Origin of the sequence: Bacillus sp. B15-48 (assembly GCF_016879755.1) — a bacterium.
Lineage (GTDB): Bacteria > Bacillota > Bacilli > Bacillales > Cytobacillaceae > Mesobacillus_B.
The window spans coordinates 481,815-505,449 of record NZ_WOFU01000002.1 but is presented as its reverse complement, the minus strand read 5'-3'; the positions used below and the strand labels follow the sequence as shown (position 1 = coordinate 505,449).

The window sequence follows — 23,635 nt, the reverse complement described above, 5'->3', positions numbered from 1 at the left end:
TGCTATAATCCATCCTGATTACCTTTGAAGCTACAATTTAAGTCAGAAATGAAAGTGAGTGATCCGGCATGGATCTTTTATCTATAAAAGACCCTTCATTTTTAAAGAATCTTTCTCTTAAAGAGTTAGAGATGTTGGGCAGAGATATTAGACATTTTTTAATAGAAAAGTTATCAAAAACTGGTGGGCATATAGGGCCAAACTTAGGAGTAGTAGAGCTGACAATCGCTTTACACAAATGCTTTAACAGTCCACAGGATAAAATCCTCTGGGATGTTGGACATCAATCTTATGTACATAAAATTTTAACAGGCCGTGCTTGTCAATTTGATACGTTGAGAACATATAAAGGGCTTTGCGGATTCCCAAAAATGATTGAAAGTGAACATGATGTTTGGGAAACAGGGCATAGTTCCACATCGTTATCTGCAGCGATGGGGATGGCGGTCGCGAGGAATTTAAAAAGGGAAAAATCACATATCATTCCTGTCATTGGCGATGGAGCATTGACAGGTGGAATGGCATTAGAGGCTTTAAATCATATTGGACATGAAAAAGAGAGAATGATTGTCATCTTAAATGACAATGAGATGTCCATTGCTCCAAATGTCGGGGCGATTCATAATGTTCTAGGTAGATTAAGAACGGCTGGCAAATACAATAAAGTGAAAGATGAGTTAGAAATATTGCTCAAAAAGATTCCTGCAGTAGGAAATCAACTTGCAGGAACGGCCGAAAGAATTAAAGATAGTTTAAAATATATGTTAGTTCCTGGAATGTTCTTTGAGGAATTAGGATTTACTTATCTAGGGCCTGTCAATGGTCACAGTTATGAAGATTTGTTTGATAATATAAATTATGCGAAAAAATATGATGGTCCCGTTCTTCTGCATGTAGTGACTAAAAAAGGAAAAGGTTATCGACCAGCTGAAAATGACCGAATTGGTACATGGCATGGGACGGGGCCATATAAAACTGAAACAGGTGATTTTCTTAAATCCGCAAGCGATGGTCCAGCGTGGAGTTCGCTTGTTAGTGAGACGGTAAGGAAGATGGCTCGAGAAGACGAACGGGTTGTAGCGATTACTCCAGCCATGCCTGTTGGTTCAAAGTTGGAGGGGTTTGCCAAAGAATTTCCTGATCGGATGTTTGATGTCGGTATTGCTGAACAGCATGCAGCTACTTTCGCCGCTGGGTTAGCAACGCAAAAAATGAAACCATTCCTGGCGATTTACTCCACTTTCTTACAACGAGCCTATGATCAAGTTGTACATGATATATGTCGTCCTAATTTAAATGTATTCATTGGCATTGATCGTGCTGGGCTTGTTGGTGCGGATGGGGAAACACATCAAGGTGTGTTTGATATCGCGTTTTTAAGGAGTCTTCCAAATATCGTCTTAATGATGCCTAAAGATGAGAATGAAGGTCAGCATCTTGTCTACACAGCGCTTAAGTATGATGATGGTCCAATTGCACTTCGTTATCCACGTGGCAATGGTCTCGGTGTTCCTATGGATGAAAAATTACGTGAAATTCCAATTGGTACATGGGAAGTGTTAAAAGATGGAAAGGATGCCGCGATATTAACTTTTGGCTCAACGATTTCAATGGCACTTGAGGCAGCGAGTGAATTAGAAAAGCATGGCACCTCAGTAAAGGTTGTTAATTGTCGATTCCTAAAACCATTGGACCTTCCGATGTTGACAAGTTTGCTTGAAAATGAAATTCCCATTCTCACGATAGAAGAGGCGGTGCTTCAAGGTGGTTTCGGAAGTTTCATTCTTGAAACGGCTAATGAGTTAGGGTTTGGAGGAGTCCCTATCGACCGACTTGGAATCCCAGATAAGTTTATTGAACATGGGAATGTAAGTGAATTGTTGGAAGAGATTGATTTAACGACTGAGGCTGTCATTGAAAAAGTGAAATATTTAGCATCGCAAAAAGAAAAAAGGGCGTAAAGAATGAAAACAAAAAAAGAACGATTAGATATCCTCCTTGTTGAACGAGGGTTAGCGGAAACACGGGAAAAAGCAAAGAGGGCAATCATGGCTGGTCTTGTATATTCCAATGAAGTAAGGATGGATAAAGCAGGAGAAAAAGTAAATATGGATATTCCTCTAACTGTCAAAGGAAATGCTCTTCCGTATGTGAGCAGAGGAGGGCTAAAGCTTGAAAAAGCATTGAAAACCTTTGATTTGCATGTTCGAGATAAAGTGATTCTTGATATTGGTGCTTCCACAGGGGGGTTTACTGATTGTGCCTTGCAAAATGGGGCAAAAATGTCTTACGCACTCGATGTTGGTTACAATCAGCTTGCGTGGAAGTTAAGGCAAGATGAGCGGGTAATCGTCATGGAGCGAACGAACTTTCGTTACGTAACGCCTGAAGACCTCACATATGGTCTACCAAACTTTGCTACAATCGATGTAAGTTTCATTTCTTTAAGGTTAATATTGCCTGTGTTAAAAAAAATACTCCCTATAGGAAGCGATGTTGTAGCTTTAGTAAAACCGCAATTTGAAGCTGGTAGGGATCAAGTCGGAAAAAAAGGGATTGTGCGAGACCCGCAAGTACATCTTTCCGTTGTTGATTCAATGGTTGAATTTGCTCTTAATACGGGGTTTGATGTATGCAATCTTTCTTATTCTCCAATTACAGGTGGCGATGGAAATATCGAATTTCTTCTCCACCTTCAATGGAATTCACCTGAAGATATAGGGAAACTACTTCTAAAAGCGTTACCTTCAGAAGTGGTTTCGGAAGCGCATAAAGAATTGGCAAAAAAACGAGTGGAAGAAGAATAGGCAAAAGTGTCTATTCTTTTTCCTTTTTTCTATTTTGAAATACGAAGTATGATTGTACTCTTTTAAAAAATCGGATAACATAAGAAGTAAGATGTTTGGGACTTCAGAGGTGATAAAAGTGAATAAAGGACAGCGTCATATTAAGATTCGTGAGCTAATAGCGAATGAAGAAATTGAAACACAGGACGAGCTTGTTGATCGGCTCAAGCAGGCTGGATTTAACGTTACACAAGCTACAGTTTCTCGTGATATTAAAGAATTACATCTTGTTAAGGTTCCCCTAATTGATGGTAGGTACAAATACAGCCTTCCAGCTGACCAACGGTTTAACCCGCTTCAGAAATTAAAACGTTCGCTAATGGATGCTTTTGTACGAATCGATCAAGCGAGTCATCTGCTTGTTATGAAAACGATGCCGGGAAATGCAAACGCGATCGGAGCGCTTATTGACAATTTAGATTGGGAAGAAATATTAGGGACAATTTGCGGCGATGATACAATTTTAATTATATGTCGAACCGAGGACGATACAAACTTGATTAAGAATCGATTTCTTGAAATGCTATAGATGGGGTGAATTGCTTGTTAAGTGAGTTATCCATAAAAAATTTCGCAATCATTGAGTCCCTCTCAATCTCTTTTCAGAAGGGATTAACCGTATTAACTGGCGAAACAGGAGCTGGAAAATCAATTATTATTGATGCCGTTCACCTCCTTGTCGGAGGGAGAGGCTCAGCGGAATTCGTTAGACACGGAGAAGAAAAAGCAGAAATTGAGGGACTTTTCTTTCTTGATACCAATCATCACCCTTGTTATTCTAAAGTGCAGGATTTTGGAATTGATATTGAAGAAGGGATGATTGTATTACGAAGGGATATTTTCAAGAGTGGCAAAAGTGTTTGTAGAATTAATGGGAAATTAGTAACGATTGCAGTGTTAAGAGAAATTGGTGCAACATTAATTGATATTCATGGACAACATGAACATCAAGAGTTAATGGATGAAACGAAGCATATAAATTTGTTGGACCAATTTGGAGCTGTAGAAATTTTGCCTGCATTGCTTGAATACCAAAATGTATACAAATCATATGAACAAACGATGAAAAAATTAAAAAGTTTGAGTGAAAATGATCAGAAAATGGCACATCGACTTGATTTAATTCTCTTCCAATATGAAGAAATTCAAAATGCACAATTAAAAATGAATGAAGATGATGAGCTTTTCGAAGAAAAGCGAAAACTAGCTAATTTTGAAAAAATTTATGAAAATATCCAATCGAGTTATAAAGCATTACAGGGGGACCAAAAGGGCCTTGATTGGATAGGGATGGTAATGGACTCCCTCCAGAGTGCTGCAGATATTAATCCATCCTATAAAGAACTTTATGAAACAGTTTCTAATTGTTTTTATCAGTTGGAAGACACAGCGCACACATTGCGTAACGAATTAGACATACTTGAATTTGACCCGCTTCGTTTAAATGAAATTGAAGAAAGATTGACCGAAATTAATCAATTAAAACGGAAATATGGAAGTACAATCGAGGAAATATTGGAATATAGTTCGAAAATTGAAGAAGAAATTGAAACCATTCAAAACAAAGAACACCATATGGAGCAGATTGAAAAAGAATTAACATCCTTGCAAAAGGATTTACAAATTGAAGCGGAAAATCTAAGCAAAGCAAGAAAGAAATGGGCGAAAAGTCTAACAAAACTGATTCATAATGAATTAAAAGATCTGTATATGGATAAGACTGTATTTGAAGTAAGGTTTGAAGAAGAAACCGCAAATTTCACGAAAAAAGGAAACGAAAAAGTTGAATTTTATCTTTCCACAAACCCAGGAGAACCTTTAAAACCCTTATCAAAAATAGCCTCAGGTGGCGAACTTTCACGAATTATGCTTGCACTAAAGAGTATTTTCTCAAAACATCAAGGGATTACTTCGATTATATTTGATGAAGTGGACACTGGAGTTAGCGGCAGAGTTGCCCAAGCGATAGCTGAAAAAATATTTAAAGTAGCAATAAATTCTCAAGTTCTTTGTATATCCCATCTTCCACAAGTTGCTGCAATGGCGGATACACATTTGTTTATTGTAAAGGATGTAAAAAAGGGACGAACTAAAACCTCTATCACACCGCTTTCGGATGCCAATCGGATACGTGAAATAGGACGAATGATTTCAGGTGTTGAGTATACAGAATTAACGAGGCAACATGCGGAGGAACTTTTGCAAATGGCAAAACATTCCAAGTCAGCTACTTGAAAAGCTATCATTTATTGGATAGCTTTTTTATTTTCTTCTGGTTATAAATGATGAGTCTCAAGGCAAAATTATAACTGTAGCCATAAAGTGATGATGTGTGTGAATTAGAAGCGAGGAGAGTGAAAAGATGAAAAAAGAATTTCTCAGAAGAGTTATTGGTGGAATTCTCCTTGTTTCATTAATTGCAATAGGTTTTATCAAACCTGTTCAAGAATATTTCTTAATTCCAAGTCAGATTACTTTATTTGAAGGACAAGTATATCATGTTTCAAATTCAATACCTGTATCAGCTAATGGTAGCAATAGTAAAAGCGTAAAAGCAGAACAGAGTGAAGATACTGTTTCCATTGAAGCTAAAAAACAGGGTCAAGATAATGTGGTTCTCGAATTAGCTGGGTTACCGATCAAAAATGTGGATGTCAATGTTTTAAAAGACTTCAAAGTTATGCCTGGCGGACAATCGATAGGAGTAAAATTGAATACAGTTGGCGTTCTCGTTGTCGGTCATCATCAAGTTCAAACGTTAGAGGGTAAGGTGTCACCTGGTGAACTAGCTGGAATTAAAGTTGGTGACATTATTACCGAGATCAATGGGAAATCCATTGAAAAAATGTCTGAAGTAGGACCTTTTGTCAAACAGTCTGGTGAAAGTGGCAAGCCGATGAAAATTGTCTTAAAACGTGAAAACGAAAAAATTGAGACTACCCTTGAACCGAAAAAAGATAAACATGAAAACACATTTAAGTTAGGTTTGTATATCCGTGACTCTGCGGCAGGAATTGGGACAATGACTTTCTTTCATCCTGAGTCAAAAAAATATGGGGCGCTTGGACATGTGATTTCTGATATGGATACAAAAAAGCCGATTGTTGTTGAGGATGGCCAAATTGTTCGATCAACGGTAACCTCCATTGAAAAAGGTGCCAATGGAGATCCTGGTGAGAAATTAGCCCGTTTTTCGGAGGATAGAGAGGTCATTGGCAATATTAAACGTAACAGCCCCTATGGTATTTTTGGGGACTTAAATCAAAGTTTAAAGAATGGAATTGTCGATAAACCTTTACCGATTGCTTTGTCACATCAAGTGAAAGAAGGCCCAGCTCAAATTTTGACAGTCGTTGAAAACGATGAAGTCAACCTTTTTGACATTGAGATTGTCAGTACTATTCCCCAAAAGTTCCCGGCAACAAAGGGAATGGTTATTAAAGTAACGGATAAGAAGTTGCTAGATAAAACCGGAGGGATTGTACAAGGAATGAGTGGGAGTCCAATTATTCAAGATGGGAAATTAATCGGAGCAGTTACACACGTCTTTGTAAACGATCCTACAAGTGGATATGGAGTCCATATTGAATGGATGCTGAATGAAGCAGGAATAGATATATATGAAAAGCCTATCCAAAAGGCAAGTTAAAAATCAAAGTCCTGGTAAAAAACAGTTAAAATGATAAAACAAAAAGTGTCTTCCTCGGGAGGCACTTTTTGATTTTTCAAATTCATACTTTCCTAACGCATAAGTGCAATAAGGTTTTTCTTTGGGCTTTAGCCGTTAGAAAAATCAATCACGCTCCGCGTGATAAGATGTTCTTTAGGGCTTTAGCCCTTAGGAACATCAATCGGGCACAGCGCGCGCGACTACGCCTCTGTCTTCGCCTTTAGGGCTCGCCAATCGGCGAGTTTTTCTTTATTGATGAAGTTTCGACAAATTCTCTTTAATTTTTTGTCAATTATAGAAAAGAGTCGAATTGTAGAGAAAATAAAAGGAAGGAATAGAATTCCTCACTTTTTGAAGAAAAAATAAAAAATAAAAGGATTTCTTGTTGCATTGTCGAATTAGTCATTTAGAATAAGTTATATAGGTGACTGACAGAGTAGAACTTGGGGATAGAGGAGGAAGTTTGACAGTGAATAAAATTAAAGTAGCCGTCGTAGATGACAATAGAGAGTTAGTCGGATTATTGGAGGAATATATCTCTTCTCAAAATGATATGGAAGTAGTAGGTGTGGCTCATAATGGTCAAGATTGTCTGGAAATGCTAAGTAGTGCCAATCCAGATGTACTTCTCTTAGATATAATCATGCCGCATTTAGATGGCCTTGCTGTATTGGAAAAAATTCGCGATATGGAAAATAAACATCTTCATGTCATTATGCTGACAGCCTTTGGGCAGGAGGATGTTACAAAAAATGCTGTAGAACTTGGTGCCTCCTATTTTATTCTTAAACCATTTGATATGGAAAATTTAGGAAATCATATTCGCCAATTAAGCAATCAAGCGAAAGGACATGTTCGAAAGTCGTCAACAGTTGGTTATAATAAACCATCGGAGCAAAAACCAAAAAATTTAGATGCCAGTATAACAAGCATCATCCATGAAATTGGTGTGCCAGCTCATATTAAAGGGTATCTCTATCTTCGAGAAGCCATTTCAATGGTTTATAATGATATTGAACTGCTCGGTTCAATCACGAAAGTTCTTTATCCTGACATTGCGAAGAAGTATAATACTACTGCCAGTCGGGTGGAACGTGCAATTCGTCATGCGATTGAAGTGGCTTGGAGCAGAGGGAATATTGAATCGACCTCCTCGTTATTTGGCTATACAGTAAGTATGACAAAGGCAAAACCAACGAACTCTGAGTTCATCGCGATGGTTGCGGATAAATTAAGATTGGAACATAGAGCATCATAAAGGAAATAATATAAGGTCCATATTCATATAATTAGTAAAACATCCTTCATTTAATGGCAGAAGGGTGTTTTTTAATTTTAAAAACATACAGAGGCTTAAATAAGGAAGTGATTAATATTGACGGAAATATTTGCCCATCGAGGTTATTCTGGGAAATATCCTGAGAATACAATGAAGGCATTTATTGAAGCAGAAAGAGTAAGCGCAGATGGATTAGAGTTAGATGTACAAATGACGAAGGATGGCGAAATTGTTGTCATTCACGATGAAAAAGTTGACAGAACAACAGGAGGAAACGGTTATGTTAAAGATTATACAGCAAAAGAAATTAGAAAGTTGGATGCGAGCCTACATAATAAAAAACTAAGATTTGGAAAGAAGGAACCCATCCCTTTTCTGAAGGAAGTTTTTGAATGGCTTTCAACAACCAACTTGATTTGTAATGTTGAGTTAAAAAATAACCGCGTCGCTTATCATGGAATGGAAGAGAAAGTGTTTTCGCTAATTGATGAGTATGGGGTGAGGGATCGAGTAATCATCTCTTCTTTTAATCATTACAGTTTAGTTTATGTAAAAAGGCTCGATCGTGGAATCGAGACAGCTCCAATATTACCAGTAGGTCTATATATGCCTTGGGTTTATGCGCAATCAATACAGGCGAAGGGATTTCATCCTATATACATTGCTGCTCATGATGAGATTATAAAAAAATCTCTTGAGCAAAAGATAGCTATTCGTCCTTATACTGTAAATAAAGAAAAAGATATGGAAAGGTTGATAATAAGTGGATGTACCGCAATTATAACTGATTTTCCTGCAAGAGCAGTGAAGCTGAGGACAGAGATCCTGAAGAAAAAGCCGTGATTCTTTCACGGCTTTTATTCTTCTTTACTGGTCGGAATTTGAAAGCGTGCTTGAACTTTATTTTTTTTGCGGTCACGGTGAAGAATAAAACCTGCAATAAATCCAACTCCAGCGAGGAACAATAGTAACCCAACGAGAAATTGAAGCCATAGAAAAGGAATAGGCGGCTGTAAAATCCCAAATGCCATGTCACGCATAAGTTTTACACCGTATCCTGCAAATACCCCGGGTATTACTAATATGCTGAGCGCAATGATCCGTTTCATATTAAATCCCTTCAATAGATATTATTCTCTGTTTAAAGCATAAAACATTGCTGTAAATTGTCAAGGTTTTATTTAATACTGGCATCGGTGTGAAAGATATTGCATACTAATAATAAAAAGAATGAAAGAAACTTCTTATCCAGAGGTGAGAGGATGCAAAATATTTTAGTTGTCGGTGCAGGCAAGGGAGGCAGCACAGTCATTGGAATGCTGCAAAAAAGTGTGGAAATTGTTGCTGTCATTGATGTTGATATTCTTGCTCCGGGGATTCAGCTTGCTAAAAACTTAGGAATCCCAACTGGAAAGGATTGGCGACCGTTTTTAACGGATAAAATCGACTTAGTTATTGAAGTGACGGGAAAAATGGAAGTGTTTCAGAAAATAAAAGAGGTGTGTGGAAAGAGTACGGTTGTTGTCCCCGGTAGTGTCGCTTTTATGGTTTCAAAATTATTGGAAGAAAAAATCGAGCTCATTGAAGTATTGAAAAATGAAACGTATAAGCACGATCTCATTTTTAATTCGAGCGATGATGGAATGATTGTAGTTAATAAAGAGGGGATTATTACCCTTTTTAATCGAACTGCGGAAAGAATCTTAGGTGTGTCAACTAAAAATGCTGTTGGGCAACCTATTCAAAAAGTGGTTCCAGAAAATCATCTTCTTCATGTGATTGGGACACGAAAGGCAGAAAATAATCAAGAGCTACTCTTGGCGAATGGAACAAAAATTTTCACAACACGTATCCCGATGATTGATGAAAAAAATCGAGTGATTGGGGCATTTGCTGTTTTTAAAGAAATTACAGAAATGGTCCGCCTGGCCGGAGAAGTGACTAATTTAAAAGAAATTCAAACAATGCTTGAGGCCATCATTCAATCGAGTGAAGAGGCGATTTCGGTTGTTGATGAAAATGGAAATGGGATTCTTATTAATCGTGCTTATACACGTATTACTGGTTTAACTGAAGAAGAGGTGATTGGGAAACCAGCAACTGCAGATATTTCAGAAGGTGAAAGCGTGCATATGAGAGTTTTAAAAACTAGGAGACCGGTACGTGGAGTTGCGATGAGGGTTGGCCCTAATAAAAAAGAAGTAGTTGTAAACGTCGCGCCGATTATTGTTGATGGGAAATTAAAAGGTAGCGTTGGAGTCATACATGATATGTCGGAAATTAAATCTTTAAATAGAGAATTAACTCGAGCTAGACAAATCATTCGAACACTCGAAGCAAAGTATACCTTTCAAGACATTATTGGTGAATCGGAAGAAATGAAAATTGCGATCGAACAAGCCCGTCTAGGTGCATACACTCCGGCTACTGTGCTGCTTAGAGGAGAATCTGGTACTGGAAAAGAGTTATTTGCCCATGCAATACATAATGAAAGCGACCGGAAATTTAATAAATTTATCCGTGTAAATTGTGCTGCGATAACTGAGTCATTGTTGGAGAGTGAGCTATTTGGGTATGAAGAAGGTGCTTTTTCAGGAGCAAAAAGAGGGGGGAAGCGCGGATATTTTGAAGAAGCAAATAACGGGAGTATTTTTTTAGATGAAATCGGGGAACTACCTGCAAATACGCAAGCAAAATTGCTTCGTGTTCTTCAAGAGAAGGAAATAATGAGAGTGGGAGGGACAAAAGCGATTCCGGTTAATGTTCGCGTTATTGCTGCAACAAATACGAACTTGGAAAAAGCAATTGCTAAAGCAACATTTAGAGAGGACCTATATTATCGTTTAAATCGAATGCCTATACATATCCCGTCTTTAAGAGCAAGGAAAGAAGATATTCCTTACCTCTGTGGAAGGTTAATCCAAAAGATTAATCAAGATTATGGCAGGAACGTTTCCGGAGTATCACAACCAGCGATAATGAAATTAATGCAATATGAATGGCCAGGGAATGTTAGGGAACTTGAAAATGTTTTAGGAAGAGCAATTATCTTTATGAAATATCACGAGACGCAAATGGAGGGAATCCACCTTCCAGAGTTTGTAAGTAACGAATCATATTTAGCTTCGAATGGGATAGATAAGGGAGAAGGGATAGAACCACTTGCGCTTCAATTAAAGAAGTATGAAGCAAAAATAATTACAGATACTTTGGAAAAACTGGGTGGAAATAAGACACTAACGGCAAAATCCTTAGGAATTTCAGTGAGAAGCCTCTACTACAAACTCGAAAAATTAAATCTTGAAATAAATAGCATGCAATAATATGCATTGTATGTAATTTTTTGCAAGAAAAATCAGCGAAAGACAATGAAATTAGAGTGTTATTAGATTGGCATGAATTTTGCTTAATAATTAAGTAACAAATTGTTAAGGAATGAAGGCAAGGAACATTGCTCCAGAAACTAGAACAAAAACGAGATAAACAACTTAAAGAAAGAGTATCTAGGAGGATAAAAATGGAGATTTTTGCTTACCTTGAAAAGTACGATTATGAACAAATGGTTTTATGTCAGGATAAACAATCTGGATTAAAAGCGATCATTGCGATACATGATACAACTCTTGGTCCTGCTCTTGGTGGAACAAGAATGTGGACGTATTCTTCAGAGGAAGCAGCTATCGAAGACGCCCTCAGGCTTGCCAAGGGGATGACTTATAAGAATGCGGCGGCAGGTTTAAATCTTGGCGGTGGAAAAACAGTGATTATCGGTGACCCGCGCAAAGATAAAAATGAAGAGATGTTTCGTGCTTTTGGACGCTATATTCAAGGGTTGAATGGGCGTTATATTACGGCTGAGGATGTAGGTACAACCGTTGCGGACATGGACATCATTCATGAAGAAACTGACTATGTTACTGGTATTTCTCCAGCTTTTGGTTCTTCGGGTAATCCATCTCCTGTTACAGCGTTTGGAGTGTACCGAGGGATAAAAGCAGCGTGTAAAGCAGTATACGGTACAGATTCCCTTGAGGGAAAGGTAGTCGCAGTTCAGGGGGTTGGAAATGTTGCATACAATCTCTGTCGTCATTTACATGAAGAAGGGGCAAAACTAATCGTTACTGATATCAATAAAGATGCTGTTCAAAGGGCTATTGAAGAGTTTAGTGCTGAGGCAGTGAATCCCGATGATATTTATGCCGTTGAATGTGACATCTTTGCCCCGTGTGCACTTGGTGCAGTGATTAATGATGAGACGATCCCTCAATTCAAGGCGAAAGTAATTGCAGGTGCAGCCAATAATCAATTGAAGGAAACTAAGCACGGAGATATTATTCATGAATTAGGGATTGTTTACGCGCCAGATTATGTCATTAATGCTGGTGGTGTAATTAATGTTGCAGATGAATTATCTGGATATAATCAGGAGCGTGCTCTTAAGAAGGTAGAGCAAATTTATAATAATATTGAAAAAGTAATTCAAATTGCTAAACGAGATAGCATACCGACCTATATGGCAGCCGATCGAATGGCTGAAGAACGAATAGAACGGATGCGTAATTCACGTAGTCAATTTTTACAGAATGGACACCATATTTTAAGTCGAAGGTAAAAATAAAGGCTGGAAAGTTTTTCAGTTTGTTTACTAAGGATCTTTCCTGATGGAGGTTTGAATTTTGCAGCCACTGGAATATCGGATACTCACAATTAACCCTGGTTCAACCTCAACCAAAATTGGAGTCTTTATCAATGAGCTTCCTATTTTTGAACATTCAATACGGCATGACGAAAATATGCTTCATTCATTTGAAAAGATTATGGACCAGTATGTGTTAAGGAAGAAAACCATTTTAGAAACGCTCGATGTTGAGGGAATCAATTTATCAAAATTACATGCGGTATGTGGTCGTGGTGGACTGCTACGCCCAATTGAAGGTGGCACATATATCGTTAATCATGAGATGTTAGCCGATTTACACTCGGGTTTTTTAGGGCAGCATGCTTCTAATCTTGGTGCTATTCTTGCTTATGAAATAGCCAGTGGTTTAAATATCACTGCTTATATTGTTGATCCTGTTGTTGTTGATGAGTTAGAACCAATCGCGCGAATCTCTGGATTTCCTTTAATTGAAAGAAGAAGTATTTTTCACGCCCTCAACCAAAAGGCCGTGGCTCGGCGTGTGGCTAAGGACTATGGTAAGAAATATGAACAAATGAATTTAATTGTTACTCATTTAGGCGGAGGAATCACCGTAGGTGTTCATAAAAACGGGAAAGTTATTGATGTCAACAATGGACTTCACGGTGATGGTCCGTTTAGCCCTGAGCGTGCAGGGACAGTACCTACTGGCGATCTCATTTCACTATGTTTTTCGGGTAATTATTACCGTGATGAAATCATGAAGATGATTGTTGGTCAAGGAGGGTTAGTTGGATATTTAGGTACAAATGATGCAATTAAGGTTGAAGAAATGATTGAAAAAGGGGATAAAGAGGCGGGATTTATTTATAAAGCAATGGCTTACCAAGTGGCAAAAGAAATAGGAGCGGCAAGTGCAGTTTTATACGGAAAGGTCGATGCAATCGTTCTTACAGGCGGCCTTGCTTATGGAAAAGAATTCGTAAATGAAATCTCTGAGCGGGTTAATTGGATCGCCGATGTTTTAGTTCATCCAGGTGAAAATGAATTACATGCTCTTGCTGAGGGTGCACTAAGGGTGTTATCTGGTGAAGAGCAAAGCAAAATTTACCCTGGTGGGCGCTGAGGAGGATAATTTATGGCAGAAGAATATGATTTAGTCATTTTAGGTGGTGGAACAGGTGGGTACGTAGCTGCCATTAGAGCATCACAATTTGGTTTGAAGACAGCTATTGTTGAAAAAGGAAAGCTAGGCGGAACTTGTTTACACAAAGGGTGTATTCCGAGTAAAGCTTTACTTCGTAGTGCAGAAGTTATGGCTACAACGAAACGCGGCGAAGAATTTGGTATCATCACTGGCGAAGTGAAGGTAGACTTTTCAAAAGTCCAGGAACGGAAAAATAGGGTTATTGAACAACTATATAAAGGTGTCCAACACTTGATGAAACAAGGGAAAATCGATGTATATGAAGGAATTGGGAGAATTCTTGGGCCATCGATATTTTCTCCCATGCCTGGAACGATTTCCGTTGAGATGAAAAATGGCAGTGAAAATGAGATGCTTATCCCCAAAAATATAATTATAGCAACTGGGTCTAAACCAAGAATGATTGCAGGACTAGAGGCAGACGGTTCTTATGTATTGACATCTGATGAGGCGCTTGAATTAGAGGACTTGCCAAAATCTATCATCATAGTCGGTGGCGGTGTTATTGGAATTGAATGGGCATCGATGATGTCTGATTTTGGTGTTGATGTAACAGTTATTGAGTTCGCACAACGTATCCTTCCAACAGAAGATATGGATATCTCTCGTGAAATGCAACGTTTATTAAAGCGAAAAGGGATTAAGGTTGTAACAAGGGCAAGAGTGTTGCCTGAAACTCTTACAACAAGTGATAGCGTAAAGTTTACTGTTGATATTAATGGGAAACAGGAAGAGTATGATGCTGACAAAGTGCTAATCTCAGTTGGTCGGGAAGCAGCGATTACAGGAATAGGGATTGAAAATACGGAGATACAAGTAGAAAAAGGCTATATCGTAACAAATCAGTATTATCAAACAAAGGAATCTCATATTTATGCAATCGGTGACTGCATCGGTGGGTTGCAATTAGCCCATGTAGCAGCTCAAGAAGGAATCGTTGCAGTTGAGCATATCGCAGGCGAAAATCCTTCTTCACTTGATCGTCATCTCGTCCCAAAATGTATTTATAGTTCTCCTGAGGTGGCGAGCGTAGGGATGACAGAAAACGAAGCAATTGAAAATGGATTTGCAATTAAAATAGGGAAATTTCCTTTTAAAGCAATTGGAAAAGCACTTGTGTACGGGGAATCAGATGGGTTTGTTAAAATCATTGCCGACGAAAACAGCGATGACCTTCTCGGAGTTCATATGATTGGTCCACATGTCACCGATATGATTACTGAGGCTGGGCTTGCGAAAGTTCTCGATGCGACCCCTTGGGAAATCGCCCGCACGATTCATCCGCACCCAAGCTTATCTGAAGCGATGGGAGAAGCGGCACTTGCTGTTGATGGGAAATCGATACATTTATAAGTTTAGGAGGGAAATCCATTGGTTGAAAATCGCCATCATGAACTAGGTTTAAGTGACCAACAAGTCCTTGAGATGTATGAGACGATGCTCCTTGCCCGCCGATTAGATGAACGGATGTGGCTTCTAAATCGAGCTGGGAAAATACCTTTTGTTATTTCTTGTCAAGGCCAAGAAGCCGCGCAAATAGGTGCAGCATTTGCTTTAGATAAAGAGAAGGATTTTGTACTTCCATATTATCGGGACCTTGGTGTTGTGCTAGCTTTTGGCATGACCCCTCGTGAAGTAATGCTTTCGGCGTTTGCAAAAGCAGAAGATCCGAACTCGGGCGGCCGGCAAATGCCAGGGCATTTTGGCCAAAAGAAGAACCGTATTGTTACTGGATCTTCACCGGTTACCACTCAAGTACCGCATGCGGTGGGCTTTGCTTTAGCAGGAAAAATGGAAGGGAAAGATTTAGTGACGTACGTCAGCTTTGGTGAAGGATCTTCTAACCAAGGTGATTTTCATGAAGGGGCAAACTTTGCAGGAGTGCATAAATTACCTGTTATCTTTATGTGTGAAAATAATAAATATGCCATATCCGTTCCCCAGAATAAGCAATTGGCTTGTGAAAAGGTATCTGATCGTGCGATTGGCTATGGTATGCCTGGATTTACTGTTAATGGAAATGATCCTTTAGAAGTTTATAAAGTAATAAAACAAGCGGTTGAACGTGGTCGCAAAGGAGAGGGACCAACATTAATTGAGACCATTTGCTATCGCTTAACTCCTCATTCTTCAGACGATGATGATCGTAGTTACCGGGCACCGGCTGAGGTAGCGGAAGCAAAGACAATGGACCCGGTTATTACATTTACAGTCTATTTAAAAGCGACAGGTGTTTTGAATGATGAAACTGAAAAAGAAATCAATGATAAGGTGATGCAGATGGTGAATGAGGCAACAGAGTATGCAGAGAATGCACCGTATGCGAAACCAGAAGAAGCCCTAAAATATGTGTACGCAGAAGAGTAAGGGGGGAACAAAATGGCGATTATCTCTTATATAGATGCTGTAACTCAAGCGATTGATGAAGAGATGGAAAGGGATCAAAAAGTTTTTGTTTTAGGAGAAGATGTTGGGAAAAAAGGCGGGGTATTTAAAGCAACACAAGGCCTTTATGAGAAATATGGCGAACATCGCGTGATTGATACCCCATTGGCTGAGTCAGCGATCGCTGGAGTTGGGATTGGAGCAGCAATGTATGGCATGAGACCAATTGCCGAAATGCAATTTGCTGATTTTATTATGCCTGCCGTTAACCAGATCATTTCTGAAGCAGCTAAAATTCGTTATCGTTCGAATAATGATTGGACCTGTCCAATCGTCATCCGTGCTCCCTATGGCGGCGGCATACATGGTGCTTTATATCATTCACAGTCAGTGGAGGCGGTCTTTGCCAACCAACCTGGTTTAAAAATTGTCATGCCATCGACCCCTTATGATGTGAAAGGTTTATTAAAAGCCGCGATTCGAGATAATGATCCGGTATTATTCTTTGAACATAAACGTGCCTATCGTCTAATTAAAGGAGAGGTACCGGATGCTGATTACATTCTTCCAATTGGAAAAGCAGATGTGAAAAGAGAAGGGGAAGACATTACTGTTATTACGTATGGCTTATGTGTACATTTTGCCCTACAAGCAGCAGAACAATTAGCGAAAGACGGGATTTCAACGCATATTCTCGATCTTAGAACCGTATATCCGTTAGATAAATCTGCGATTATTGAAGCGGCATCAAAGACGGGAAAGGTACTTTTAATAACAGAAGATAATCTTGAAGGAAGTGTCATGAGCGAAGTGTCTGCGATTATAGCTGAACATTGTCTCTTCGATTTAGACGCACCCATTCGCCGGCTTGCTGGACCTGATGTGCCTGCAATGCCATATGCACCAACGATGGAGAAATTTTTTATGATCAATCCTGATAAAGTTGAAAAAGCAATGCGAGAACTCGCAGAATTTTAAGAAAGGAGGGACATCCTTGACTGTTGAACATATAAAAATGCCCCAGCTCGGAGAAAGTGTTACTGAAGGGACAGTCAGTAAGTGGCTTGTTTCCCCAGGAGATACAGTAAATAAATATGATCCGCTTGCAGAGATAACGAGTGATAAGGTAAATGCTGAAATTCCTTCGTCTTTTTCGGGGACGGTTAAAGAATTAGTAGCCAGTGAGGGAGATACAATTTCTGTAGGAGAAACCATTTTAGTAATTGAAACTGAGAGTAGCCTTGAGGGAATCACAGAGGTGAAGCCGGAGAAGGAGACTAATGAGACTGCCTCCAGTGAAAAGAAGAAAGGTTTATTGAAAAGCGATTCTAATGAAAATCATAAGAAGATGAGATATTCTCCAGCGGTTCTTAAGCTCTCACAAGAACATGGGATTGACTTAGCGAGCATAACTGGGAGTGGGGCAGGTGGACGAATCACTCGTAAAGATTTGCTAAGGGTAATCGAGTCGAAAGCGACACTAGATAAAGATATAACACAGGCAAAAGTACCAGTTCGCATTGAAGATAAACTCGTTCAACCTTCTCCTATACCTTCTCCCTCCATGCGTAAAGGTGATATAGAAATTGCTGTAACTGGAATAAGAAAGACTATTGCCACAAATATGGTCCGTAGCAAACAAGAGATTCCACATGCTTGGACAATGATTGAAGTCGACGTAACGAATCTCGTTAGTTATCGGAATGAACTTAAAGATGACTTCAAGAGGACGGAAGGTTTTAATTTAACTTACTTTGCCTTTTTTGTTAAAGCTGCCGCACAAGCGTTAAAGGAATTCCCACAAGTAAACTCGATTTGGGCTGGCGATAAAATTATCCAAAAAAAAGAAGTGAATCTTTCTATTGCTGTTGCTACTGAGGAGGCGCTATATGTTCCGGTAATTAAAAATGCTGATGAAAAATCGGTGAAAGGTATAGCTCGCGAAATTGCTGAACTAGCTGAAAAAGTTCGCTCGGGAAAACTCTGTACGGAAGATATGCAGGGGGGGACTTTTACCGTAAACAACACAGGCTCATTCGGTTCCGTTCAGTCTATGGGAATTATAAATTATCCTCAGGCAGCCATTCTTCAAGTTGAGTCGATCGTTAAACGACCAATGATTATGAATAATAGCATGATTGCTGTCCGTGAAATGGTGAACCTATGTTTGTCGTTAGATCACCGAATACTTGACGGCCTAGTATGCGGGAGATTCCTAAAACGGGTAAAAGAAATCTTAGAAAATACATCGAAAGAAACAACACCTATTTATTAGAATGAAAGACACTGTACGAGATAAAGACTCTCATCTTTATCTCGTACAGTGTTTTTATTTCGTCTTTATTGCTAGATTACTCAATTTGTACTAAAATGTAAGGAGTTATAGTTTGAATTTTTATACAATTCTAACGTTAGAGAGGGGGGAACGCTGTCCGTTTTGGGCAGTAACTCTATGAAATTAGGGGAAATGAAAGTTGCAACCTTTACTCCATATTCGGTGGATGAGTGGGTTGCACAAGTGGAACAATCCTTAAAAGGGAGGAAAATTGAAACCCTTTTCACCAGTACATATGAAAATATTCGTTTAAAACCACTTTATACAAAAGAGGAAATTGACACTCCCAGTTTAGCACAATACCCAGGGGTCGCTAATTTTAGGCGGGGGAGTTACTCGAGTGGTTATCATGGGAAAGCGTGGCATGTGGCTAATAAACTATCGTATGATACGGTAGACGAACTCGAGGGCAAATTAAAAACAGCTTTTTCAGCCGGACAAACGGCTTTCGCTCTTGAAGTGACAGAAGAGTTATTGAAAGAAGAAGCTAAATTGGAAGCACTTCTGAAAAAATATTGTTTAGGCGTACCTTTTAGTGTAAATGCAAAAGGATTTTTAAGTCCTTTTTTGAAAAGGGTTAGTGATACATTACAGGACGACAGTGCGGAAGCAACCGGTTTTATTGGCGCAGATTTGATTGCAGAATCCGCTGCAAACGGGGGCTTTAATCAAAGTGAATCCGAAACCTTTTCTGATTGGGCGGAAACGATCAAAGTATGGAATCAACAATTACCTAACGTAAAAACGATTCTTGTTGATACGTCTATCTATCATAATAGTGGTGCGAATGCAGTTCAAGAATTGGCTATCGCCCTTGCAACCGGTGTTTTTTATGTTCAAAAATTACTAGACAATGGTTGGAATATAGAAGAGGCCTTAGAAAAATTCGTTTTCCATTTTTCAATTGGTGCCAATTTCTTTATGGAAACAGCAAAGTTAAGGGCAGCGCGTATTCTTTGGAATAAAGCGATGGAGGTCTACGGTGCGGCGGAGGAATCCCGAAAAATGGCAATTTCTGCAGAAACATCACCATTTACAAAGACGGTTTTCGATCCATATGTGAATTTGTTGCGTGCCGGAAACGAAGCATTTGCAGCTGTGCTTGGGGGCGTCCATTATTTGAGTGTTAGCACACTCGATGAAGCCACTGGAGCGACTTCTTCCTTCTCAGAACGGATTGCCCGGAATACACAGTTAATCCTTAAAGCGGAATCACATCTTGAAAAAGTGGCCGACCCTGCTGGTGGTTCCTGGTATATTGAGGCTCTGACTAAAGAGCTAGCAGAAAAAGCATGGGAATATTTCCTCGTTATTGAAGAACAGGGCGATATTGTCGAAACTTTAAAAGCGAATTGGTTGCAAAAATCCATTGCCGATGTGAGGGAACAGAGAGAGAAGGATATTTTTACTCGTAAACAGAGCATCATTGGAACGAATGTATATGCAAAGGTAGAAGAAAAGGTAAAACAACCACAAATTGTGAACAAAACAAAACAGGCTATTACTTTTAAACCGCTTCAGGTAAAAAGATTAGCCGAACCTTTTGAAGAATTACGATTTAGGGCATTAACGATTGAAAAGGATAAAGGGAAAAAGCCAAGCGTAGGTTTACTTTGCTTAGGAGAGTTAAAAAAGCATAAAGCAAGAGCGGATTTTATTACCGGCTTTTTGGCAGCAGGCGGAATTTTAGCAGAAAAAAGTGAAGGGTTAACGACCGTTAATGAAGCTGCAGATTTTATTGAAAAAACGGGCTTAAAACATTATTGTATTTGTGGCGATCAGCGCCAGTATAATGAAGATGCAATTAATCTATTAAAAGATATTATGGTTAAATTCCCGGAAATTCAAGTAACAATGGCAGGTATTCCTGACGAAACAATTAGTGAATTATTTAAAGAAGCGGGAATCAACCAATTTTGGCATGCGAAAAGCAATAATTATGAGATTCTATCTACTTTAATGATAGAAATGGAGGTGTCATTAGATGAAAAATAAGCCGGACTTTAAAAAGGTATCACTGTTCGAGAAAAATAAGGAAATTAGCTTCGAAGAATGGAAGGATAAGGTTGAAAAGGATATTGATCAGTCCATTGATGATCTTCTTTTTGAAACGAACGAAGGAATAAAGCTCAAGCCTCTATATACAGAAGAGGATACAAAGGAGATCGATGATTTGGATGATCGTCCAGGACTTCCTCCGTTTACTCGTGGTCCGTATCCAACAATGTATGTGAATCGACCGTGGACTGTTAGACAATATGCAGGATTTTCAACGGCAGAAGAAAGCAATGCATTCTACCGTAGAAACTTAGCAATGGGACAAAAGGGCTTGTCTGTTGCGTTTGATTTAGCTACACACCGAGGTTATGATTCTGACCATCCGAGAGTTGTTGGTGATGTAGGAAAAGCTGGGGTAGCGATTGATTCAATTCTCGATATGAAAATTTTATTTGATGGAATTCCTCTTGACCAAATGTCAGTGTCTATGACAATGAATGGAGCCGTCTTACCGATAATGGCCTTTTATATCGTTACCGCTGAAGAGCAAGGAGTCTCGCAAGAAAAATTATCTGGGACGATTCAAAATGATATTTTAAAAGAATATATGGTTAGAAACACATATATTTATCCGCCGGAAACGTCCATGAAAATTATTGCAGATATTTTTGAATATACATCGAAGTATATGCCAAAATTTAATAGTATTAGTATTTCTGGATATCATATGCAGGAAGCTGGAGCACCTGCTGATATTGAACTGGCATATACGCTTGCTGATGGCTTAGAATATGTCCGGACGGGGTTAAAGGCAGGAATTGACATTGATTCCTTTGCGCCGCGATTATCTTTTTTCTGGGCCATTGGTATGAATTATTTTATGGAAGTGGCGAAAATGAGAGCGGCTCGCCAGATTTGGGCAAAGATGATGAAATCTTTTAATCCTAAAAACCCAAAGTCTATGGCACTTAGAACACATTCTCAAACATCTGGATGGAGTCTGACAGAACAGGACCCATACAATAACGTTATTCGTACGTTAATCGAGGCACATGCTGCTGCCATGGGGCACACTCAATCTTTGCATACGAATGCGCTAGATGAGGCGATAGCACTACCAACCGATTTTTCTGCAAGAATTGCTAGAAATACACAGCTCTTTTTACAGGAGGAATCTGGAATTACAAACGTCATTGATCCGTGGGGTGGAAGCTACTATGTGGAAACATTGACAAAAGAACTTGTCGAGCGAGCGTGGGGTCATATTGAAGAAATTGAAAATCTAGGTGGAATGGCAAAAGCGATTGAAACGGGACTACCAAAAATGAAAATTGAAGAGGCAGCCGCCCGTCGTCAGGCGCAAATTGACTCGGCAAAGGAAACAATCGTTGGTGTTAATCGTTTCCTAAGTGAAAATGAAGAACCACTTGAAATACTTGATATTGATAATACAGCTGTAAGATTAAAACAAATTGAAAGACTTGAGACATTAAAATCAACACGTGATCAGGCAAAGGTGAACGAAGCCTTAGACGCACTAACAAATGCTGCTGAGACAGGTAATGGAAATTTATTGGAATTAGCTGTTCAAGCAGCAAGGGTTCGTGCGACTCTCGGTGAGATCTCTGATGCCATTGAGATCGTTGCTGGAAGGCATAAAGCAATTATCCATTCTATAAGTGGTGTATACAGTTCGTCCTATACTAATGAAGAAGAAATGGAATCAGTTAAGAAAATGACGGAGGAATTCCTGGAAAATGAAGGGAGAAGGCCAAGAATTCTTGTGGCTAAAATGGGCCAAGATGGACATGACCGTGGTGCTAAAGTCATTTCAACTGCTTTCGCTGATTTAGGTTTTGACGTTGATATTGGTCCTTTGTTCCAAACACCTGAGGAGACAGCAATGCAAGCGGTGGAAAATGATGTTCATGTAATTGGGATGAGTTCACTTGCTGCTGGGCATAAAACTCTTTTACCACAACTTGTAGAAGAGTTAAAAAAGCTTGGTCGCGAAGATATCGTCGTCGTTGCAGGAGGCGTGATTCCTGCTCAAGATTATCAGTTTTTATATGACAATGGAGCAAGTGAGATATTCGGACCAGGAACAGTCATTCCAGTAGCTGCTCAAAAAGTGATTAAAACGATTTATAAGCGGATTGGGTATGAGGAAGTGACATCTTAGATGATTAAATTTGTAAAGAAAAGCAATTATCAGGAAATTGATGAAGGAGCCCTTGCAGAAGAGATTCTCAAGGGCAATCGAATTTCTTTAGCGCGAGGAATTACTCTCGTCGAGAGCAATGCAGAACAACATTTTCAAAAGTCACAAAAAATGCTAGAAAAGGTGCTTCCCTCTACAGGAAAAGCAATTCGAATTGGTATAACCGGTGTCCCTGGAGCAGGGAAAAGTACGTTTATTGAATCATTTGGTACATATCTGTGTACTTTGGGGTTGAATGTTGCTGTACTGGCAGTAGATCCAACATCGAGTCTAACTGGTGGAAGTATTCTCGGAGATAAAACGAGAATGGAACGACTTGCGAAAAATAAACGTGCCTTTATTCGTCCATCACCTTCGGGTGGAAAACTTGGCGGTGTTCACCGAAAGACTCGTGAAACAATGCTTCTTTGTGAAGCTGCAGGATTTGATGTGATCCTAATTGAAACCGTTGGAGTCGGTCAAAGCGAAGTGATTGTAAGGGACATGGTGGATTTCTTTATGTTGCTTGTCCTGACTGGGGCCGGTGATGAACTACAAGGGATGAAAAAGGGGATTATGGAGCTAGCGGATGCCATTATCATAAATAAAGCCGATGGACCGAATGAGGTGTTCGCGGAGAAAACACGTCACGAATATAATCGAGTCATTCATTTTCTTCAACCTGCAACGAAAGGGTGGGAGACGAAGGCACTTACATGTTCCGCCTTTTATGAAACTGGAATACAAGAGATTTGGAATCTAATTCAAACTTTTGAAGAGTCGACAAAGCAATCAGGAATTTTTACAGAAAGAAGACGGATGCAAATGAGGGAATGGATTCATTCAATGATCACTGATCAGCTTCATATGAGTTTCTTTCATAACCCGGGTGTTAAACAGTTGTTGCCGAAAATTGAGAATGAGGTTATTTCCGGAAATCGACCAGTTGCTGCTGCTGTTGAGGAATTATTTACTGCTTATTTTCAAACGAAAAAATGATTAAAAAAGGACAGCGCTAAAAGATGCGCTGTCTTTCATTTAGGGAGTCTTTGGGGTATGGATCTAGCTGTAATGGT

The 23,635-nt window shown here is 39.2% G+C and carries 18 protein-coding genes; 17 read left to right on the top strand and 1 reads right to left on the bottom strand.

Annotated elements, in window-relative coordinates; translation table 11 throughout:
* The first annotated feature begins 68 nt into the window (after positions 1-68).
* The 7 genes from dxs (at position 69) to GNT69_RS07995 (ending at position 8,638) form a co-directional block, all read left to right on the top strand.
* Positions 69-1,961, top strand: coding sequence for a 1-deoxy-D-xylulose-5-phosphate synthase (gene dxs, locus GNT69_RS08025; protein ID WP_203554437.1), 1,893 nt, complete (start codon positions 69-71; stop codon positions 1,959-1,961).
* A 3-nt stretch (positions 1,962-1,964) separates the two neighbouring features.
* Entirely contained in the window at positions 1,965-2,807 is an 843-nt protein-coding gene (locus tag GNT69_RS08020) for a TlyA family RNA methyltransferase (RefSeq protein WP_203554436.1), read from the top strand.
* A gap of 118 nt (positions 2,808-2,925) precedes the next feature.
* Entirely contained in the window at positions 2,926-3,375 is a 450-nt protein-coding gene (gene ahrC / locus GNT69_RS08015; protein WP_203554435.1) for a transcriptional regulator AhrC/ArgR, read from the top strand.
* Between the two features lie 14 nt (positions 3,376-3,389).
* Positions 3,390-5,081: a DNA repair protein RecN gene (gene recN, locus GNT69_RS08010; RefSeq protein WP_203554434.1), complete on the top strand. Its 1,692-nt coding sequence runs from the start codon at positions 3,390-3,392 to the stop codon at positions 5,079-5,081.
* A 127-nt stretch (positions 5,082-5,208) separates the two neighbouring features.
* Positions 5,209-6,495, top strand: coding sequence for a SpoIVB peptidase (gene spoIVB, locus GNT69_RS08005; RefSeq protein WP_203554433.1), 1,287 nt, complete (start codon positions 5,209-5,211; stop codon positions 6,493-6,495).
* A 490-nt stretch (positions 6,496-6,985) separates the two neighbouring features.
* The gene (gene spo0A / locus GNT69_RS08000) at positions 6,986-7,774 is read left to right on the top strand and encodes a sporulation transcription factor Spo0A (protein ID WP_203554432.1); all 789 of its coding nucleotides are present in this window, start codon (positions 6,986-6,988) and stop codon (positions 7,772-7,774) included.
* A gap of 117 nt (positions 7,775-7,891) precedes the next feature.
* Positions 7,892-8,638 carry a glycerophosphodiester phosphodiesterase gene (locus tag GNT69_RS07995; RefSeq protein ID WP_203554431.1) on the top strand — a complete coding sequence of 249 codons (747 nt, stop codon included), beginning with the start codon at positions 7,892-7,894 and terminating at the stop codon, positions 8,636-8,638.
* 14 nt (positions 8,639-8,652) lie between these two features.
* Here GNT69_RS07995 and GNT69_RS07990 read toward each other — a convergent pair whose 3' ends face one another.
* Positions 8,653-8,904, bottom strand: a complete 252-nt coding sequence (locus GNT69_RS07990) for a DUF2627 domain-containing protein (protein WP_203554430.1) — start codon at positions 8,902-8,904, stop codon at positions 8,653-8,655.
* Between the two features lie 153 nt (positions 8,905-9,057).
* Between GNT69_RS07990 and GNT69_RS07985 the strand changes: the two genes are divergently transcribed.
* The 10 genes from GNT69_RS07985 (at position 9,058) to meaB (ending at position 23,558) form a co-directional block, all read left to right on the top strand.
* The gene (locus GNT69_RS07985) at positions 9,058-11,118 is read left to right on the top strand and encodes a sigma 54-interacting transcriptional regulator (RefSeq protein WP_203554429.1); all 2,061 of its coding nucleotides are present in this window, start codon (positions 9,058-9,060) and stop codon (positions 11,116-11,118) included.
* Between the two features lie 194 nt (positions 11,119-11,312).
* Positions 11,313-12,407: a Leu/Phe/Val dehydrogenase gene (gene bcd / locus GNT69_RS07980; protein ID WP_203554428.1), complete on the top strand. Its 1,095-nt coding sequence runs from the start codon at positions 11,313-11,315 to the stop codon at positions 12,405-12,407.
* Between the two features lie 64 nt (positions 12,408-12,471).
* Positions 12,472-13,560 (top strand): butyrate kinase, encoded by a 1,089-nt coding sequence (gene buk / locus GNT69_RS07975; RefSeq protein WP_203554427.1) that lies wholly within the window; start codon positions 12,472-12,474, stop codon positions 13,558-13,560.
* Between the two features lie 12 nt (positions 13,561-13,572).
* Positions 13,573-14,994: a dihydrolipoyl dehydrogenase gene (lpdA, locus tag GNT69_RS07970; protein ID WP_203554426.1), complete on the top strand. Its 1,422-nt coding sequence runs from the start codon at positions 13,573-13,575 to the stop codon at positions 14,992-14,994.
* 18 nt (positions 14,995-15,012) lie between these two features.
* Complete coding sequence (locus tag GNT69_RS07965; RefSeq protein WP_203554425.1) at positions 15,013-16,008, top strand: thiamine pyrophosphate-dependent dehydrogenase E1 component subunit alpha; 996 nt, start codon at positions 15,013-15,015, stop codon at positions 16,006-16,008.
* A gap of 12 nt (positions 16,009-16,020) precedes the next feature.
* Positions 16,021-17,004: an alpha-ketoacid dehydrogenase subunit beta gene (locus GNT69_RS07960; protein ID WP_203554424.1), complete on the top strand. Its 984-nt coding sequence runs from the start codon at positions 16,021-16,023 to the stop codon at positions 17,002-17,004.
* A gap of 16 nt (positions 17,005-17,020) precedes the next feature.
* Positions 17,021-18,301, top strand: coding sequence for a dihydrolipoamide acetyltransferase family protein (locus GNT69_RS07955; RefSeq protein WP_203554423.1), 1,281 nt, complete (start codon positions 17,021-17,023; stop codon positions 18,299-18,301).
* A gap of 162 nt (positions 18,302-18,463) precedes the next feature.
* Positions 18,464-20,356: a methylmalonyl-CoA mutase family protein gene (locus tag GNT69_RS07950; protein WP_239094097.1), complete on the top strand. Its 1,893-nt coding sequence runs from the start codon at positions 18,464-18,466 to the stop codon at positions 20,354-20,356.
* On the top strand, positions 20,346-22,541 hold the full coding sequence (gene scpA, locus GNT69_RS07945; protein ID WP_203554422.1) for a methylmalonyl-CoA mutase: 2,196 nt from the start codon (positions 20,346-20,348) through the stop codon (positions 22,539-22,541). The genes GNT69_RS07950 and scpA overlap by 11 nt, the downstream gene beginning before the upstream one ends.
* Positions 22,542-23,558 carry a methylmalonyl Co-A mutase-associated GTPase MeaB gene (meaB, locus tag GNT69_RS07940; RefSeq protein ID WP_203554421.1) on the top strand — a complete coding sequence of 339 codons (1,017 nt, stop codon included), beginning with the start codon at positions 22,542-22,544 and terminating at the stop codon, positions 23,556-23,558.
* The last annotated feature ends 77 nt before the right edge of the window (positions 23,559-23,635 follow it).

Bases quoted from the DNA above. Each gene is read 5' to 3' on its own strand.
- dxs (WP_203554437.1), top strand. From the start codon at position 69: ATGGATCTTTTATCTATAAAAGACCCTTCATTTTTAAAGAATCTTTCT.
- bcd (WP_203554428.1), top strand. From the start codon at position 11,313: ATGGAGATTTTTGCTTACCTTGAAAAGTACGATTATGAACAAATGGTT.
- GNT69_RS07985 (WP_203554429.1), top strand. From the start codon at position 9,058: ATGCAAAATATTTTAGTTGTCGGTGCAGGCAAGGGAGGCAGCACAGTC.
- spoIVB (WP_203554433.1), top strand. From the start codon at position 5,209: ATGAAAAAAGAATTTCTCAGAAGAGTTATTGGTGGAATTCTCCTTGTT.
- GNT69_RS07960 (WP_203554424.1), top strand. From the start codon at position 16,021: ATGGCGATTATCTCTTATATAGATGCTGTAACTCAAGCGATTGATGAA.
- GNT69_RS07990 (WP_203554430.1), bottom strand. From the start codon at position 8,904: ATGAAACGGATCATTGCGCTCAGCATATTAGTAATACCCGGGGTATTT.
- GNT69_RS08020 (WP_203554436.1), top strand. From the start codon at position 1,965: ATGAAAACAAAAAAAGAACGATTAGATATCCTCCTTGTTGAACGAGGG.
- meaB (WP_203554421.1), top strand. From the start codon at position 22,542: ATGATTAAATTTGTAAAGAAAAGCAATTATCAGGAAATTGATGAAGGA.
- scpA (WP_203554422.1), top strand. From the start codon at position 20,346: ATGAAAAATAAGCCGGACTTTAAAAAGGTATCACTGTTCGAGAAAAAT.
- lpdA (WP_203554426.1), top strand. From the start codon at position 13,573: ATGGCAGAAGAATATGATTTAGTCATTTTAGGTGGTGGAACAGGTGGG.